The organism is Pantoea sp. GbtcB22 (genome assembly GCF_019091025.1).
Lineage (GTDB): Bacteria > Pseudomonadota > Gammaproteobacteria > Enterobacterales > Enterobacteriaceae > Pantoea > Pantoea leporis.
On the sequence record NZ_JAGXKB010000002.1, the window covers coordinates 58,794 to 73,821 of the forward strand.

The 15,028-nt window shown below is 50.6% G+C and carries 12 protein-coding genes and 1 pseudogene; 5 read left to right on the forward strand and 8 right to left on the reverse strand.

Annotation, left to right across the window (positions count from 1 at the left end; genetic code table 11):
- Positions 1-300: 300 nt before the first annotated feature.
- A complete protein-coding gene (locus KVT28_RS08170; RefSeq protein WP_101761077.1) occupies positions 301-2,610 on the reverse strand; it encodes an FdhF/YdeP family oxidoreductase in 2,310 nt (769 codons plus the stop codon).
- Between the two features lie 644 nt (positions 2,611-3,254).
- Entirely contained in the window at positions 3,255-3,461 is a 207-nt protein-coding gene (locus KVT28_RS08175; protein ID WP_192413387.1) for a DUF3606 domain-containing protein, read from the reverse strand.
- 346 nt (positions 3,462-3,807) lie between these two features.
- Between KVT28_RS08175 and KVT28_RS08180 the strand changes: the two genes are divergently transcribed.
- Positions 3,808-4,047 carry a transcriptional regulator gene (locus KVT28_RS08180; RefSeq protein ID WP_137387215.1) on the forward strand — a complete coding sequence of 80 codons (240 nt, stop codon included), beginning with the start codon at positions 3,808-3,810 and terminating at the stop codon, positions 4,045-4,047.
- 64 nt (positions 4,048-4,111) lie between these two features.
- On the opposite strand, the gene KVT28_RS08185 is transcribed toward KVT28_RS08180, so the two are convergent.
- Positions 4,112-4,990 carry a LysR family transcriptional regulator gene (locus tag KVT28_RS08185; protein ID WP_217547631.1) on the reverse strand — a complete coding sequence of 293 codons (879 nt, stop codon included), beginning with the start codon at positions 4,988-4,990 and terminating at the stop codon, positions 4,112-4,114.
- Between the two features lie 104 nt (positions 4,991-5,094).
- Between KVT28_RS08185 and budA the strand changes: the two genes are divergently transcribed.
- The 3 genes from budA to KVT28_RS08200 are packed head-to-tail and all read left to right on the forward strand — an operon-like array spanning position 5,095 to position 8,361.
- Positions 5,095-5,877, forward strand: a complete 783-nt coding sequence (gene budA / locus KVT28_RS08190; RefSeq protein ID WP_110868381.1) for an acetolactate decarboxylase — start codon at positions 5,095-5,097, stop codon at positions 5,875-5,877.
- Between the two features lie 14 nt (positions 5,878-5,891).
- Positions 5,892-7,571, forward strand: a complete 1,680-nt coding sequence (alsS, locus tag KVT28_RS08195; protein ID WP_217547633.1) for an acetolactate synthase AlsS — start codon at positions 5,892-5,894, stop codon at positions 7,569-7,571.
- Between the two features lie 16 nt (positions 7,572-7,587).
- Positions 7,588-8,361 carry a (S)-acetoin forming diacetyl reductase gene (locus tag KVT28_RS08200; protein ID WP_217548502.1) on the forward strand — a complete coding sequence of 258 codons (774 nt, stop codon included), beginning with the start codon at positions 7,588-7,590 and terminating at the stop codon, positions 8,359-8,361.
- A 306-nt stretch (positions 8,362-8,667) separates the two neighbouring features.
- Here the strand turns inward: KVT28_RS08200 and KVT28_RS27755 are convergent.
- From KVT28_RS27755 to KVT28_RS08225, 5 genes and pseudogenes are all read right to left on the reverse strand, one after another.
- Positions 8,668-8,859 (reverse strand): annotated as a pseudogene (locus KVT28_RS27755) (barstar family protein); the annotation flags it as partial.
- 299 nt (positions 8,860-9,158) lie between these two features.
- Positions 9,159-9,692, reverse strand: coding sequence for a hypothetical protein (locus KVT28_RS08210; RefSeq protein WP_217547635.1), 534 nt, complete (start codon positions 9,690-9,692; stop codon positions 9,159-9,161).
- Positions 9,693-10,069: 377 nt separating this feature from the next.
- Positions 10,070-11,413, reverse strand: coding sequence for an MFS transporter (locus KVT28_RS08215; protein WP_217547637.1), 1,344 nt, complete (start codon positions 11,411-11,413; stop codon positions 10,070-10,072).
- 84 nt (positions 11,414-11,497) lie between these two features.
- A complete protein-coding gene (locus KVT28_RS08220) occupies positions 11,498-12,343 on the reverse strand; it encodes a fumarylacetoacetate hydrolase family protein (RefSeq protein ID WP_217547640.1) in 846 nt (281 codons plus the stop codon).
- Between the two features lie 79 nt (positions 12,344-12,422).
- Positions 12,423-13,586 (reverse strand): mandelate racemase/muconate lactonizing enzyme family protein, encoded by a 1,164-nt coding sequence (locus KVT28_RS08225; RefSeq protein WP_217547643.1) that lies wholly within the window; start codon positions 13,584-13,586, stop codon positions 12,423-12,425.
- A gap of 182 nt (positions 13,587-13,768) precedes the next feature.
- On the opposite strand from KVT28_RS08225, the gene KVT28_RS08230 reads away from it, so the two are divergent.
- Complete coding sequence (locus KVT28_RS08230) at positions 13,769-14,695, forward strand: LysR family transcriptional regulator (RefSeq protein ID WP_101761089.1); 927 nt, start codon at positions 13,769-13,771, stop codon at positions 14,693-14,695.
- The last annotated feature ends 333 nt before the right edge of the window (positions 14,696-15,028 follow it).

Consider the following 15,028-nt stretch of genomic DNA (forward strand, 5'->3'; position numbering starts at 1 on the left):
TTAAGATTTTGCTTTTAATAACTGGATGACATTCAGAAGTCATGTAAGACGCTCGATAAATCTACTAGTAGGTAGGCTGCACTGTCAAACAATTATTCCTCCTTTCATAAGTCGCTGTCACCTCCATGTCATACCGGCTTGTTCACATTCTGGAGTGGCCCCGTTCCCGCAAACAATTGCTGTCCTTACAATGAGGGCTCTGCTCCTCACTCATAGCAGACCTCAAGACATTGCAAACTGGAGCCTCTTTTGCCACGGTTGTGGCAATCAGAAGGCAGGCAAGCCTGCCTTATTTTCACTTTAATGGGATTCAACAGCCTGCGGAGTGACAACGTCGCGTGACCGCAGCGTGATACGTACCGGCGCAGATTTATACGATGGCGTACCGCTCTCCTTGTCGATGTAATCCAGCGGGATAAGGACGTTAGCCTCCGGATAATAGGCTCCAATCGATCCTTGTGAGATGGCATAGCGAATTACCGTCATGGATTCCAGACGCATACGGTAGCCCGGCACTGCTGACTCCAGATCCACAACATCCCCGTGCTCAAGCCCCAGACGTTCCAGATCAAAGTCACACATAAACAGGACATCACGGCGGCCAAATACTCCGCGGTAGCGATCATCCATGGCGTAAATCGTCGTGTTGTATTGATCGTGACTGCGAAGCGTAATCAGACGTAGCACATCGTCACCCGGCACCGTCAAGTCTTCATGCGTGCCTTGATAAAGCGAAAACATCGCTTTACCGCTCGGGGTCGGCCAGATGCGATCCCGCGGCGGCAGTGGCATCTGAAAACCACCGGGTTGGCGAATGCGGGCATTGTAATCATCGAATCCGGGTATGGTTTTTTCGATCAGGTCGCGGATGAGATCGTAATCGGCTATCAACTCATTCCAGTTAACCCGCGTTCTCGGCAGAGCCGCGATGGCCATCCCGGCAACAATGGCCGGTTCAGAACGCAGCAGCGGCGACGCTGGCTTCAACTTTCCGGAAGAGGCGTGCACCATCGACATGGAATCTTCAACAGTGACCGACTGGCGATTGCCAGACTGCTCATCCAGTTCGGTACGGCCAAGGCACGGCAGCAGTAGTGTCTCTTTCCCGGTCAGAAGATGAGTACGGTTCAACTTGGTCGCGATGTGAACACTGAGTTCAAGTTCACGCATCGCCGGAAAGGTCACGTCTGAATCGGGCAGCGCCACGGCAAAATTTCCTCCGAGGCAAATGAGCGCCTTCGACTGCTTATCGACTATCGCTTTCATCGCCTGCACCGCATCATGACCATGATGCGACGGTGGTGTAAATCCAAACACGTTTTCCAGCTTATTGAGAAAATCGGACGACGGTTTCTCAGTTATCCCCACGGTACGGTTACCCTGCACGTTGGAGTGTCCTCGTAACGGACAAACGCCTGCGCCGGGTTTACCTATATTGCCTCGCATTAGCAGCAGATTGACCAACAGGCGCACATTATCCGTACCGCGGTTGTGCTGTGTAATGCCCATACCATACGTCAGGATAGTGGCATTCGATTTGACGTAAGCTTCAGCGACGCGCCTGAGATCTGCCTGCTTCAGGCCAGAGTCTTGCTCGATTAATGCCCAGGATGTGGCTTCGATGTCCGCCGCGAAGCGCTCAAACCCTTCTGTGTGCTCGCGGATAAAGTCATGATCCAGTGCCGTACCGGTTTCAGCCTCAATCGCCAGCACCGCTTTGGCGATACCTTTAAGCGCAGCCGAATCGCCACCGGCACGGACCAAATAATACGTTGACGCGATATCGGTTGAGCTGTTGGTTGCCATCTCCATGACATTCTGCGGGTCGGCAAAACGCTCAAGCGCGCGTTCGCGCAGCGGATTAAACACGATAATCGGTACGTTACGGCGCGCCAGCTCGTGCAGCGTTCCCATCATGCGCGGATGATTGGTTCCTGGATTATGACCCATTGAGAGAATAAGCTCTGCGCTATCGAAATCGTCCAGTGATACGGTGCCCTTACCGATCCCAATCGACTGAGGCAAACCTACGCTGGTTGCCTCGTGGCACATATTTGAACAATCAGGAAAATTGTTAGTACCATACTCCCGGGCAAAAAGCTGGAACAAATAGGCCGCCTCGTTTGATGCGCGACCGGAGGTATAGAACTCAACCTCATCTGGCGGCAGTGCAGCTAACTTATTGGCAATACGCGTAAAAGCCTCTTCCCAGCTCACTTCGATGAAGGTGTCGCTTGCTGCATCATAGCGCAACGGCGTGGTTAACCTGCCGTATCCCTCCAGCTCATAATCGGAACGCTGTAGCAGCGACGTAATAGTGTTTTCGGCAAGAAATGCCGGCGTAACGCGCTTGGTGGTCGCTTCCCATGTGACCGCCTTAGCGCCATTTTCACAGAACTGGAAGGTTGAGCCATGATCCTTATCCGGCCAGGCACATCCGGGGCAATCAAACCCATCGGGCTGATTAGTGCGCATCAGCGTAGGCGGCGCTTTTAAGGTATCCATTTGGTTTTTAACGGCTATTGCGGTTGCCTTAAGTGCTCCCCAACCGCCCGCCGGGCCATCATAGGGGTGTACGCCTGGTACTGTGCGATGATTTTTTTTGCTCATACAAATTCGGCTCACGTGAATGTAATTTATGATGCTGCAGCCCCTGTGGAGGTTGCTTAACGTAACAGCGATATGTGCAGGTGTTACCTGAGCCTGAATATCCCTTCATCCACTGATGTTATGGATAGTTTGAAGGTAGCAAAAAAAAACAGATCTCCCACGCTGGTTATCAATTGGTTACTTTTTAAATTCATTCCTCTATGTGGCTAGCAAAGAGTAACGACCGGAATTTCGATCTATCCACTCAGTGGAAGTGTATTGCCGCTTAAGGAAGGCGTACCTGACTGATTATTCTGGAACGTAAAGAGTGTCCCATCGGGAAAGCAGCCATTTGTACTTTCTTTAACGAAATAATTATCTAATGACGATACATTTATTTCATCTTGCAAACGTTTTACTTTTTCCAGCTAACTGTCACAATAAAAAAGCTACATAAATAGCGCGCTATTATAAAGCACACAATATACATAAATGATAAAAATTCTTATTTATAGTGACAACACCGGGGAAAACCTTATGCACACACGCTTTTGTTGGGCAGGTTTACGACGCGCCGCAAGTTATCGCGGGCATGTATAAGCAGCACTTCGCTACCACAAGGTCCGTTCGCCACCCTCACGGGGGTGGTTTACGGTTGACCGGCACTAACGTTTTGGGCGAGAAGTGGGGGTTGTCTCAAGCCACGCGCGCACGCTCTCCAGATCTGGCCCGACTTCGCGCAGGGCCTGACTCAGTCGGTCTTGTGTGGTGCTTAACTTCAGAGTCCAGAACGTGATTTGCCACTGCTCGCGTATCTCTACCTGACTGAGGTCTGCGGGAATACGCCGCTGAATGTATTCACGGTTTTTCATTATTTTTATCCTTTTTGTTTTATGCAGGAACGCCCGGCGTGACGCTTGCCAGCGCAATACATTCCCTATATTGAACAATCATCCTGGATAAAATAGAGGAATATTCCTGCTGTTGAGGTGGGGATAAAAAAGGAGAGTAATCCTGGCGAGGCCAGCGATTTATTCTGACGTGTGTTAACAATATCTATTTCATTAAACTAAAAAATAATTATTTTCATTTCTTCTTATTAAGCCTCTGATAAATGAGAAAATTAAAACACTGCATCCTGGTCAAGTTAACGTGATGTTTAGAGGCGGGAGAGCGATATACCCAAATTCACTCCATCCCGTATTTAAGGAGTTTTCTTTGAGAAATCAACTTTTAGAGCGGCCCGTGGCCGTACAGCATAATATCCGTGATCTCAGGCTTGCCGCTGGCCTTTCACAACAGAGTGCCGCTGAGCGTTTCGATCTTAGCCTGCGTGTTTGGCAGTCGAAAGAGTCTGCGAAGAATCCAGGACAGCTCAGCCAGGGCGAATATGAATTGTTATTGTTGCTGGCTGGTCAACATCCTTACTTTGCACTGGTGTCGCACCAAAAAAAGTAAGCTGCCTTGTCCGTGTCATTCGATAAAGATCAAGCACTGCATCAATGTCACAGAGTTAGCCGTATCACTGGCTAATCAAACTGAGTAGATGCATCACCGTCCTGGAGGGGTTGTTGCGCCGCCAGGCAAAGGCGATATCGGTAAACAGGGTGTTATTCTCTATTTCGCAAAACGTAACATGCGGGTTGTTCACACAGCACATGGACTCTGGTACCAACGCGATGCCGCAACCTGCTCCGACCATGCCGAGAGACGAGGTGATTTGGGGAGCCTGAATAAATCGTGTTGTGGTGAACCCCGCGCGCAGACAGGTGCTTACGATGAGCTCATACAGGCTGGGAGCGACTTCACGCGGAAACATAATCAATGTTTCGTCCACCAACTGCGCTAATGCAATGGTGCCAGAGGAGCTACATGCATGGCCCGCAGGTAACGCAATCATCATTCTTTCGGTAGCGATGACTTTCAAATTGAACGCTTTGCTGCTTTCACACGGCAAACGAATAAACGCCGCATCAAGCAACCCATCCCGCAGATCCTGCATCAGCAAAGCCATATTCTCTTCCCTGGCAATGAGTTCCATTGCCGGATAACGCGCTCTAAAACGCTGAAGAAGGTCAAACACGGGTGCCCCGAAAGCGACAGAACTGGCAAACCCGAGCGACATCTGTCCGCTTATACCCCGCGCCATACCACGGGCTTTCTCAAGCGCATGGTCGGCCAGCTGCACAATCTCAGTGGCGTCATTTAGGAATGCCCTTCCCGCCTCGGTGAGTTCAACGCCGCGCGTCAGGCGTTTCAGCAATGGTGTCCCAATCTCATGTTCCAGCCGCTGTATTTGCTGGCTCAGCGGTGGCTGAGAAATGCCGAGCATTTCTGCAGCGCGGGTGAAATGAAGCGTCTCGGCGACAGCAACAAAATAACGCAGATGGCGAAGTTCCATATCAAAAACGTCTCAAAGTTAACAGGTTTCGCTATTGGATTCGTTAAGCCAAAAAGCCCACCATGATATTAACACGGCTTAACTATTGGTTTGCGAGGTGGCAAATGTGTAATTTTGTATCTGCCTGTTCATGCGAGGAACAGCTGAAAGAAACCGTCTTTAAACTCCATGATGATTCACCAGAAAAGGTTATCTATCAGACTTCACTGATGAGCGCGCTGCTGAGCGGTGTCTATGAAGGATCCACCACGGTGTCCGATCTGTTAAAGAAAGGCGATTTTGGCCTGGGTACGTTCAACCAGCTGGATGGAGAACTCATTGCCTTCGACAGCAAGGTCTATCAGTTACGCTCCGATGGCAGCGCCAATCCTGCCCAGCCCGAGCAACAAACGCCGTTTGCTGTGATGACTTTTTTCAAACCTGAACATCGCCACCGCTTTACCGAAACCGCCACGCGAGAAGAGGTTCATCAGGTTATCGACAGCAAAATCACTTCAGATAACCAATTCTGTGCCATGCGCATCAGTGGTCGCTTTCATGCCGTACGGACTCGAACCGTTCCCTGCCAATGTCGCCCTTATCGCTCGATGCCGGAAGTGCTGGGCGATCAGCCAACCTTCGCATTTAAAGAGACGCAGGGTGAACTGATTGGCTTCCGTACGCCCCAGTACATGCAGGGAATCAACGTGGCGGGTTATCACGAGCACTTTATTACGGATGACCGGCAAGGCGGTGGGCACATCCTCGATTATGTGCTGAAGGAGGGAACGCTAACCTTTGGCTCCATTAACAAGCTTGTCATTGATCTTCCCCGGGATACCGAATTTCTTCAGGCAGAGCTCACGCCGCACAATCTTGATGAAGCCATTCGCGCCGTCGAAAGCTAACAATAGGGGGCAATATGAAAACGTTAAAAACCCACACCCACTGGAACAGCGGCGCCGATCTCGTGGTCGCGCAGCTTGAAGCACAAGGCGTAAACCACGTGTTTGGCATCCCCGGAGCCAAAATCGACAAAGTGTTTGATTCATTATTGGATTCTCCCATTCAGCTCATTCCTGTCAGGCATGAGGCAAATGCTGCCTTTATGGCCGCAGCGGTAGGCCGACTTACGGGACATGCCGGTGTTGCACTTGTGACCTCCGGACCAGGCTGCTCGAATCTGGTTACCGGCATGGCAACCGCCACCAGCGAAGGCGATCCGGTGGTGGCCATTGGCGGAGCGGTAAAACGATCGGATAGCGCCAAACAGGTTCACCAGAGCCTGGATACCGTGTCGATGTTTCGTCCGGTAACGAAATATGCTGTTGAGGTCACCGCCCCCTCCGCGCTGACCGAATGTGTCTCTAACGCATTTCGTTATGCAGAAAACGGACGCGGTGGAGGTGCCTTTATCAGCCTGCCGCAGGATATTGTTGATCAGCCGGTTTCCGGCAGCCCTTTGCAAAACAGTGGACACGTTAAGTTGGGCGCGGCCCCCGATGCCCTAATTGAGGCTGTCAGCCAGGACATCAGCCGGGCAAAAAATCCGGTTATCCTGCTGGGCCTGATGGCCAGCCAACCAGAAAACAGCGCCGCAATCCATGAACTGCTGTCAAAAAGCCAGATCCCCGTGACCAGTACTTACCAGGCTGCAGGCGCAGTCAGACAGGAGCACTTCTCAAGGTTTGCCGGACGGGTTGGATTATTTAACAACCAGGCTGGAGACCGGTTATTACAGCAGGCGGACCTGATCATCACTATCGGTTATAGCCCGGTTGAGTATGAGCCGGCAATGTGGAACAGCGGCAAAGCCATCCTGGTACATATTGATGTGCTACCGGCTGATACGGATAACCGCTACCAGCCCGACGCTGAACTGGTAGGCGACATTGCGCAGACCGTATGCAAGATTGCCGCCCGTATCCTCTCACCATTAACGCTAAGTCACGCTGCAGCCGCTGTACTGGAAGACCGCCAGCAGCAACGGCAATTACTGGCGATGCAAGGTGCCAGCTTAAATCAATTTGCGCTGCATCCCCTGCGCATCGTGCATGCGATGCAAGACATCATTAACTCTGACATCAGCCTTACCGTTGATATGGGAAGCTTTCATATCTGGATAGCGCGCTATCTGTATAGCTTCCGTGCGCGCCAAATCATGATCTCTAATGGTCAACAGACCATGGGTGTCGCCCTACCTTGGGCTATTGGTGCCTGGCTGGTTGATCCTTCACGCAAGGTGGTATCGGTGTCCGGGGACGGCGGATTTTTGCAATCAAGCATGGAACTGGAAACTGCCGTCAGGCTGAAGGCCAATATCCTGCACATCATTTGGGTTGATAACGCCTACAACATGGTCGCCATGCAGGAAGAGAAAAAGTATCAGCGAATTTCAGGCGTCAGTTTCGGTCCGGTGGATTTTAAAGCCTATGCCGAAGCCTTTGGCGCAGCCGGCTTCTCCGTTAACAGTGCGGCAGAAATTGAGCCAACATTGCGCAAAGCAATGGATGTCAGCGGCCCCGCTGTGGTCGCAATTCCGGTCGACTACAGCGATAACCCGCTACTGATGAGTCAGTTACACCTGAGTCAAATTCTCTAATTGAAAGGATATGATTATGAAAAACAGAGTTGCGTTTGTAACCGGCGCCGGACAGGGCATTGGCGCAGCCATTGCCTTACGCCTGGCAAAAGACGGCTTTTCCGTAGCCATCGCGGATTTCAATCTTGAAACGGCGCAGCATGTCGCTGATGAGATTGTCACATCAGGAGGAAAGGCTATCGCGCTGCAGGTTGATGTCACCCAACGCGATAACGTTTTTCACGCCGTTGAAGAAGCGCGCCATGCGCTGGGTGATTTCAACGTCATCGTGAACAACGCCGGTATTGCGCCATCAACACCGATTACCGATATCACCGAGGAGATCGTTGATAAGGTTTATAACGTCAACGTTAAGGGTGTGATTTGGGGGATGCAGGCGGCGATCAGCGCTTTTTCCGCGGAGAAGCACGGTGGCAAAATCATTAATGCCTGCTCTCAGGCAGGACATGTTGGCAATCCGGAGCTGGCAGTTTATAGCTCCAGCAAATTTGCCGTTCGCGGGCTGACGCAGACAGCGGCTAAAGATCTTGCGTCGAAAGGCATTACGGTCAATGCCTTCTGTCCGGGTATTGTCAAAACCCCCATGTGGGAATCGATCGACAGGCAAATTTCACAAGCGGCGGGTAAACCGGTTGGCTTTGGGACGCAGGAATTTGCAAAACGTATTACTTTGGGCCGGCTATCTGAACCGGAAGATGTGGCCGCATGCGTCGCATTTCTGGCGGGACCGGATTCCGACTACATGACCGGCCAATCGCTACTGATCGACGGCGGAATGGTATTCAACTGATTCACGGATCGTGCTTACCCATACTGCCGTGTGGGTAAGCTATTAATCATGCACTTTTGCCCGCCTGTCTCCGCCCAGCGCCTACCTTCCAGGGATTTTTCAGGACTGATGCAGCCGGATACCGTGATTGGTGCAGTCCGAAAGTAGCCACCTAAACAAGGTTGGTCAAATAGCAACCCACATATATCGGGTTTCGCCCATAGTGGACATGGATTCTCTAAAGGTAGATTTGTGCCAGAAGCGGACATTGTGAAGCCCGTATTGCATTGGCTAATGCGGAGCAGACCAAAGCCCTGCTAGCACGGGCTATTTCAATTCATAATCGAATTTTTCTTCCCAATTGAAATTCAGATCTTGCAGTTTTACCCTTTCAAAAACCTCGATTATTTTGTCGAAATAATTGCCAAGCCCCCCTCTGGATAGATCAGAATTCAGCCATATTATTTTTACTGGCCTTTCAATATCAGTGCTAAGGCGGTCCCACAATGCATCAAGATTTTTGCCATAGTAGGGTCAAAAGTTTAAAGATAAAGAAATAATAGAATGAAATTCTTTTTCATATAGGACGCATGCTCCATCCAAATAAAATTCATTAACTCTCATTTTCTGTTCACTCACTTTAACTTTCTACCTGCAAATCAACTCACGAAAATACAAAAGATGTCAACCTTGACCGTTTTTACAATTGTCAACTTCCGCAATTCGCTCTAAGCGGACCTTGTCTAAGACGGTCTTCTGCTTTGTGCCAAAAGCGGACATATTTTTTTATAAACCTAAACGGGCTCTGATGAAACTCATTAGATATTTACTGATCCAAATTGCATAATCTGGCTAAGATTCTCAGCATTAATTCCGGTGTTGAAACCATAGCTTTCAACTTCAGCTATGTACCGTAAAGATGTACCGATGTGCAGGTCCATATTCATATTTCCGGGCAAAGCCAGTTCCCTTCCGGTGAGGCCAAAACGCACTATTCCCTCATCAGCAGCAGCACGCCTGATCTGCGCGGCAAGGCCAGTCGCATCATTAAGATGAAGTGTGACCGTCAAATGGGGATAAAGTTGAACAATGCGGCGGCAGAGCGCAGCCGTCTCAGCGGGAGAGGCTGCCCCCGAAGAATCCCGAAGTGTTACGCCTTCAATTCCCAGCAGACAAAAATAATCAACAAGCTGAAGAACCATGGCGTCGTTTGCTCTTCCCTCAAATGGACTGCCGAATACTGCAGACAGCTGCAAATCCGATACCACCCCACCACTTTTAAGTACGCCAATGGCCGGAATAAGCTGACGGAAGGTCTCTATGCGGCTTAGACCAAAAAGGTGAGCATTCATAGTTCACTGACCGATATGACCAGAGAGGCGCTGTTCAGACCATTTATAACCGCAAATTGAGCCCCTTCCTCATCATTTATGGTAATGCCGTGTTCAGTCAGGGGGTCTCTCCGGGTTCCATGAACGGCTAACGTAGTCGCACATTTACTGTCGTTACCGTCTCCGTGGAGATAGGGTCCCAGATGGAGCATTGAATATCCGCAGGAATTTATGACCTGATTGATTTTGAGCCGGTTTTGCTGGCTAAGTGTGCGCCCTGTCCCTAAATAACATGCTAGAGATTCCCTGAAATAAAGCCTCATTCCCTTCTCATGTCGCAAAAATCAAATCCAGAAAATGCCAGCCTGTTTACCGCAGAGGTCACAGGCTGGCATGCGTTAATCTCCGGCGGGAAGGTGCCGGCGTGACGAAACCCGGAACGCCTGTCTGATATTCCAGACGCTCTCTGTGTTCCCTACGGCCAGAGCAAACAGTATTCCGCCCACAATGGAGAAAATTCCCAGCACACTCCATGCCAGCGTCATATCCGTTCCGCCACCCAGATGTTTGAGGTACCCGGCGACAAGTGGCCCGCCAAACTGTCCGATGAAGTTACTGCAAGCGCCAACAAAAGCCACTGCGGGTACCGCTTTACGGGTGGGCAGAATTTCCGTGAGCCGCACATAAACCAGCGGAACAAGCATCTTCATCGTCAGGCCGACGAACATAAACAGGGCAATCTGCACCCAGTAATAAGAGAGAGGGACAAACGCCGCAGCCGACAGCGCAATACCACACAAAACTGTTGGGATCGCTGCGTGCAGACGTCGTTCCTGGTTGTATTTATCGGAGCGTCGGGTGATGTACCAGATGCCGACCATAGTCATCAGGAACGGCAAGCCGCTAATCAGTCCGACCATAAATTCACTGAGCGTGCCGTAACCTTTAAGCGCCGTCGGCAGCCACAACGTGAAGCCGTAAGCCAGCATGCTATGCAGTGAGTAACCAATAAGCATCAGCCAGAGCGCGGGTATCTTCAGAATGGTCCACCACGGGTCTGATTTCTCTTTCACATAGTTTGACTGTTCGGCAGCCAGGTCTTTCTGGATGTGGTCACGGTCACCTGCGCTGAGCCAGCTTGCAGCCTGAATGCTTTTGGGAACCAGATAAAACCAGATGATGCAAAATAGCCACGCCGGCGCGCCCTCAATGACCATCATCAAACGCCAGTCATGATGTGCCAGAATCCAGCCGGAAATCGGACCTGCCAGAAACGCGCCGGCGCCCAGGCTCAGGTTCCAGATACCAAAAGCCCGTCCTCGCTCCGGTTTCATAAACCATTGCGCTAAAAACATCGCCGTGGCGGCCTGAATGGGACCTTCGGCCAGCCCCAGGAAGAAACGGATAGCAACCAGCTCGCTGAAGTTCCGCGTCAGACCGGTCAGCATGGCGCAGGCACCAAACAGAAACAGGCTGATGCCAATGATCCTTCGCGAACCAAAGCGGAGCGCCAGCCATCCCGCGGTAAACTGCGTAGCCACATAGCCCCATGCAAATGCGCCGCCAAGCCAGCCAGCTTCAACCGGACTGAGCCCCATTTCAGCCGTGATGTGCGGCAGCGCCATACCGATATTGACCCGGTCAAAGAATGATATGGTGTACATAATAAAGACGGCGGGTAATATTATCGTCCAGCGTTTTCTGCCGATAATGGTATTACCGCGGAGAGCATTGTCACTCATGATAACTTCCTCATTTGGTACTTATGTAGGGGGAGGAAATGCTGATTTCAGCTCCTTTTAAATATCAGCCAGTTCAGATTTTTATTATTTTGATGGTGAGACGACATAGTTAGTAAGTCGCCCGATAGATTCTATTTCGACCTCAATGACATCACCGTCATTAAGAAAAAGCGGTGGATTACGCGAGCGCCCCACGCCGCCTGGCGATCCCGTAAGAATGACATCCCCAGGAGAAAGTTGAGTAAATGTGCTCATATAGCTGATAATTTTATTTATCTTATGAACCATATTCGCGGTGCTGTCCTGCTGGACAATTTCGCCATTCAGCCAGGTTTTAAGCAGGAGATTTTGCGGATCAGTAACATCATCACTGGTCACCAGCCACGGACCGAAGCCACCCGTCTTGCTCCAGTTTTTACCGGCGGTGAACCAGGTATGTTGCCAGTCGCGTACAGAACCGTCCATGTAGCAGGAGTAGCCGGCAATATAGTCCGCCGCTTCTGCTTCAGAGATATTAAGACCGGACTTCCCGATGATAATGACAAGCTCACCCTCGTAATCTAGTTGATCGCTCTGGGCTGGCTTAACGATTTCTCCGAGGTGGGCGGTCTGAGAATCTGAAAAACGAATGAATATTGTCGGTGCATCAGTAGTAATGCTGAATTCCGTTCGCTTATCCTGATAGTTCATTCCCACACACAGTATTTTCCCCGGATTTTCAATCACCGGTAAAAAAGTAATCTCAGACAACTGATAATCAACGTCTGCATTGATATAGTTATCGGCAGTGGCTACTCCTTTCTCCCGGATAAAGCTTTTCAGGTCAGGAGTGTCTATATCGGTCCGGCTTCTTAAATCTATAATCCCTTCAAACTTCAGGATGCCGTAACTTCTATATCCATCAGGCGTCAGGTAACTTAAAAGTTTCATAGGAAGTTTCCGCGGTGCCTCCGGTTCTGCACCGGGAGGCACAATAAGTGATTAAGGAAATCGATATACCCGGCTGAAATTATTCCGCTAGCGCACGCATTTCTTTAATAAGGTCGGATTTGCCTTCGAAACCGATGCCCGGCAGTTCCGGCATGATGATGTGGCCATCCTCAACCTTCACAGAATCCGGGAAGCCACCGTATGGCTGGAACAGGTCTGGATAGCTTTCGTTCCCGCCCAGACCGAGACCCGCAGCAATGTTCAGGGACATCTGATGGCCGCCGTGCGGAACGCAGCGTGACGGTGACCAGCCGAACTGTTCCAGCACGTCCAGCGTGCGCAGATACTCAACCAAGCCGTAAGAGAGCGCGCAGTCAAACTGCAGGTAATCACGATCCGGGCGCATACCGCCATAACGCAGCAGATTGCGCGCATCCTGATGTGAAAAAAGGTTTTCACCAGTTGCCATTGAGCCCGGGTAAAATTCTGACAGCGCAGCCTGAAGGGAATAATCAAGTGGATCGCCAACCTCTTCGTACCAGAAGAGCGGGTATTCGCGCAGCATCTTAGCGTAGGCAATCCCGGTTTCCAGATCGAAGCGGCCGTTAGCATCCACTGCCAGGCGGGCTTCACTGCCGATTTCGTCAAGAACCGCCTCAATGCGGCGACGATCTTCTTCAAGCGATGCGCCACCAATTTTCATTTTTACAACGTTATAACCACGGTTAAGATAGCCGCGCATTTCCTGGCGCAGTGCGCTCAGGTCTTTACCAGGATAATAATAACCACCGGCCGCATAGACGAAGACACGTGGATTGGCTTCAACCCCTTTCATTTCTGCCAGCAGGCGAAACAGCGGTTTATTGGCGATTTTTGCCGTGGCATCCCAGGTGGCCATGTCCAGCGTGCCTACGGCGACCGAACGTTCACCGTGACCGCCCGGCTTTTCATTGCTCATCATTACGTCCCAGATTTTATGCGGATCCAGGTTGTCACCTTTGCCATTCAGCAGGCTATCGGGTTCAGCTTGCAGGATACGATCGCGGAAGCGTTCGCGGATAAGGCCGCCCTGACCATAACGGCCGTTAGAGTTAAACCCGTATCCCACCACGCGGCGTCCATCTACCTCAACGTCAGTCACAACGGCCACCAGGCTCGCCGTCATTTTACTGAAATCGATGTACGCATTACGGATAGGGGAAGCAATCGGTTTGGTAATTTCAACAACGTCAAGGATACGCATGTTCTCTCCGGAAGTTCTCAGTCGGGATCGGTCAGATATGTTTGCCAAAAAATGTGTTATGTCATGCCACATACTTATTGGCATAATGCATTTTCGTCGTACCTAAGGACCATTTCGTCCTTTCTGATACCCATCCTAAGCAGTTCTCACATGCTGTTCTAATGCCAAAGAGGCAGGTTGTAATGCAAAATCGGCATCACTTAGAGTTAACATGGCTTGAGGACTGCGTTGCGCTGGCGCAGTCACTTAATTTTTCACGTGCAGCAGCTTCACGATATGTGACACAGCCTGCATTCAGCCGGAGGATTGTTTCCCTTGAGGAGTGGCTGGGAACGCCATTGTTCGAAAGAAACCGACGTGGCGTCAGTCTGACGCGGGCGGGGGAAATTTTCGTTACGCAAATACCTGATCTCATTCGTGCGCTTTACACCCTGAGAAGTGAAGCTATCGAGGCAGCAGGAGAAACCCGGCCTGACGTTATTTTTTCGGCAACGCACTCCCTTTCATTTTCTTTTTTTCCTGCACTGATGCGTAACAACGAGAAAATTGCACGTTTCGGCTCATTCCGCCTGCTGTCTGACACGCTAAGCGCATGTGAACGGATGATTGAAAAAGGTGATGCCCAGTTTCTTCTCTGCTATTACCACCCTCACATGCACATTAACTTGGACCAGTCCAAATACCTCAGCGTCCGACTTGGGCAGGAAACATTACTGCCTTACTCACGTTGTGATACTGCAACCCGTGAGCCTATCTGGCAGGCAACAGGAGGGCGGAAATTTCCGTTTCTTTCGTTTTCTGCTGAGTCCGGACTTGGCCGGATCCTATCAAATACGTCACAGGTCAACCGTGCCAGGCGAGGTATGGATATAGCCTTCACCGCCGATCTTGCTGCAACGCTTCTGGCTATGGTCAGGGCGGGTGACGGCATCGCATGGCTACCGGAAACGCTGGCTGCACCGGATGTTGATGCTGGCGAGATTGCCGTTGCTGCGGGTAAAGACAGCGGCCTCTGGGTGCCCATTGATATCCGGCTTTTCCGCCCTGCGGCAAGAATGTCTCGTGCAGTTGAAGAGCTGTGGGAAATTTTCGTAGACGGTCAGATTTAGTCGGGGAAAAGGCGGCTCACAACACTAAGTGCGATACGAATAAATTTTTTCCGGCTTTGACTTCTTAAATGTCCGTTATTCGCTCATAGCGGACCTTGCATCCAAGTCAGTCCGCTTTGTGCCAAAAGCAGACGTTGAAGAATTGATTTAGGGCGAAGGCGGGCCCTAAATATATTAGGGCTTTCATTTTAAGCTCTGGCTCTATGGATAGGTGGGTAAACCGCAATTTCAGCAAAATTGCAGTGGCTTTTTTTCTCTGAAGACAAGAGCAATAGATATTCACAACGTCGGCATCTGATTTTGTTCTGCACTGCTTAAAATAGAGCTTAACAG

Bases quoted from the DNA above. Each gene is read 5' to 3' on its own strand.
- KVT28_RS08185 (WP_217547631.1), bottom strand. From the start codon at position 4,990: ATGGAACTTCGCCATCTGCGTTATTTTGTTGCTGTCGCCGAGACGCTT.
- KVT28_RS08170 (WP_101761077.1), bottom strand. From the start codon at position 2,610: ATGAGCAAAAAAAATCATCGCACAGTACCAGGCGTACACCCCTATGAT.
- KVT28_RS08200 (WP_217548502.1), top strand. From the start codon at position 7,588: ATGAAAAACAGAGTTGCGTTTGTAACCGGCGCCGGACAGGGCATTGGC.
- KVT28_RS08175 (WP_192413387.1), bottom strand. From the start codon at position 3,461: ATGAAAAACCGTGAATACATTCAGCGGCGTATTCCCGCAGACCTCAGT.
- KVT28_RS08215 (WP_217547637.1), bottom strand. From the start codon at position 11,413: ATGAGTGACAATGCTCTCCGCGGTAATACCATTATCGGCAGAAAACGC.
- KVT28_RS08225 (WP_217547643.1), bottom strand. From the start codon at position 13,586: ATGCGTATCCTTGACGTTGTTGAAATTACCAAACCGATTGCTTCCCCT.
- KVT28_RS08210 (WP_217547635.1), bottom strand. From the start codon at position 9,692: ATGAATGCTCACCTTTTTGGTCTAAGCCGCATAGAGACCTTCCGTCAG.
- budA (WP_110868381.1), top strand. From the start codon at position 5,095: ATGTGTAATTTTGTATCTGCCTGTTCATGCGAGGAACAGCTGAAAGAA.
- alsS (WP_217547633.1), top strand. From the start codon at position 5,892: ATGAAAACGTTAAAAACCCACACCCACTGGAACAGCGGCGCCGATCTC.
- KVT28_RS08220 (WP_217547640.1), bottom strand. From the start codon at position 12,343: ATGAAACTTTTAAGTTACCTGACGCCTGATGGATATAGAAGTTACGGC.
- KVT28_RS08230 (WP_101761089.1), top strand. From the start codon at position 13,769: ATGCAAAATCGGCATCACTTAGAGTTAACATGGCTTGAGGACTGCGTT.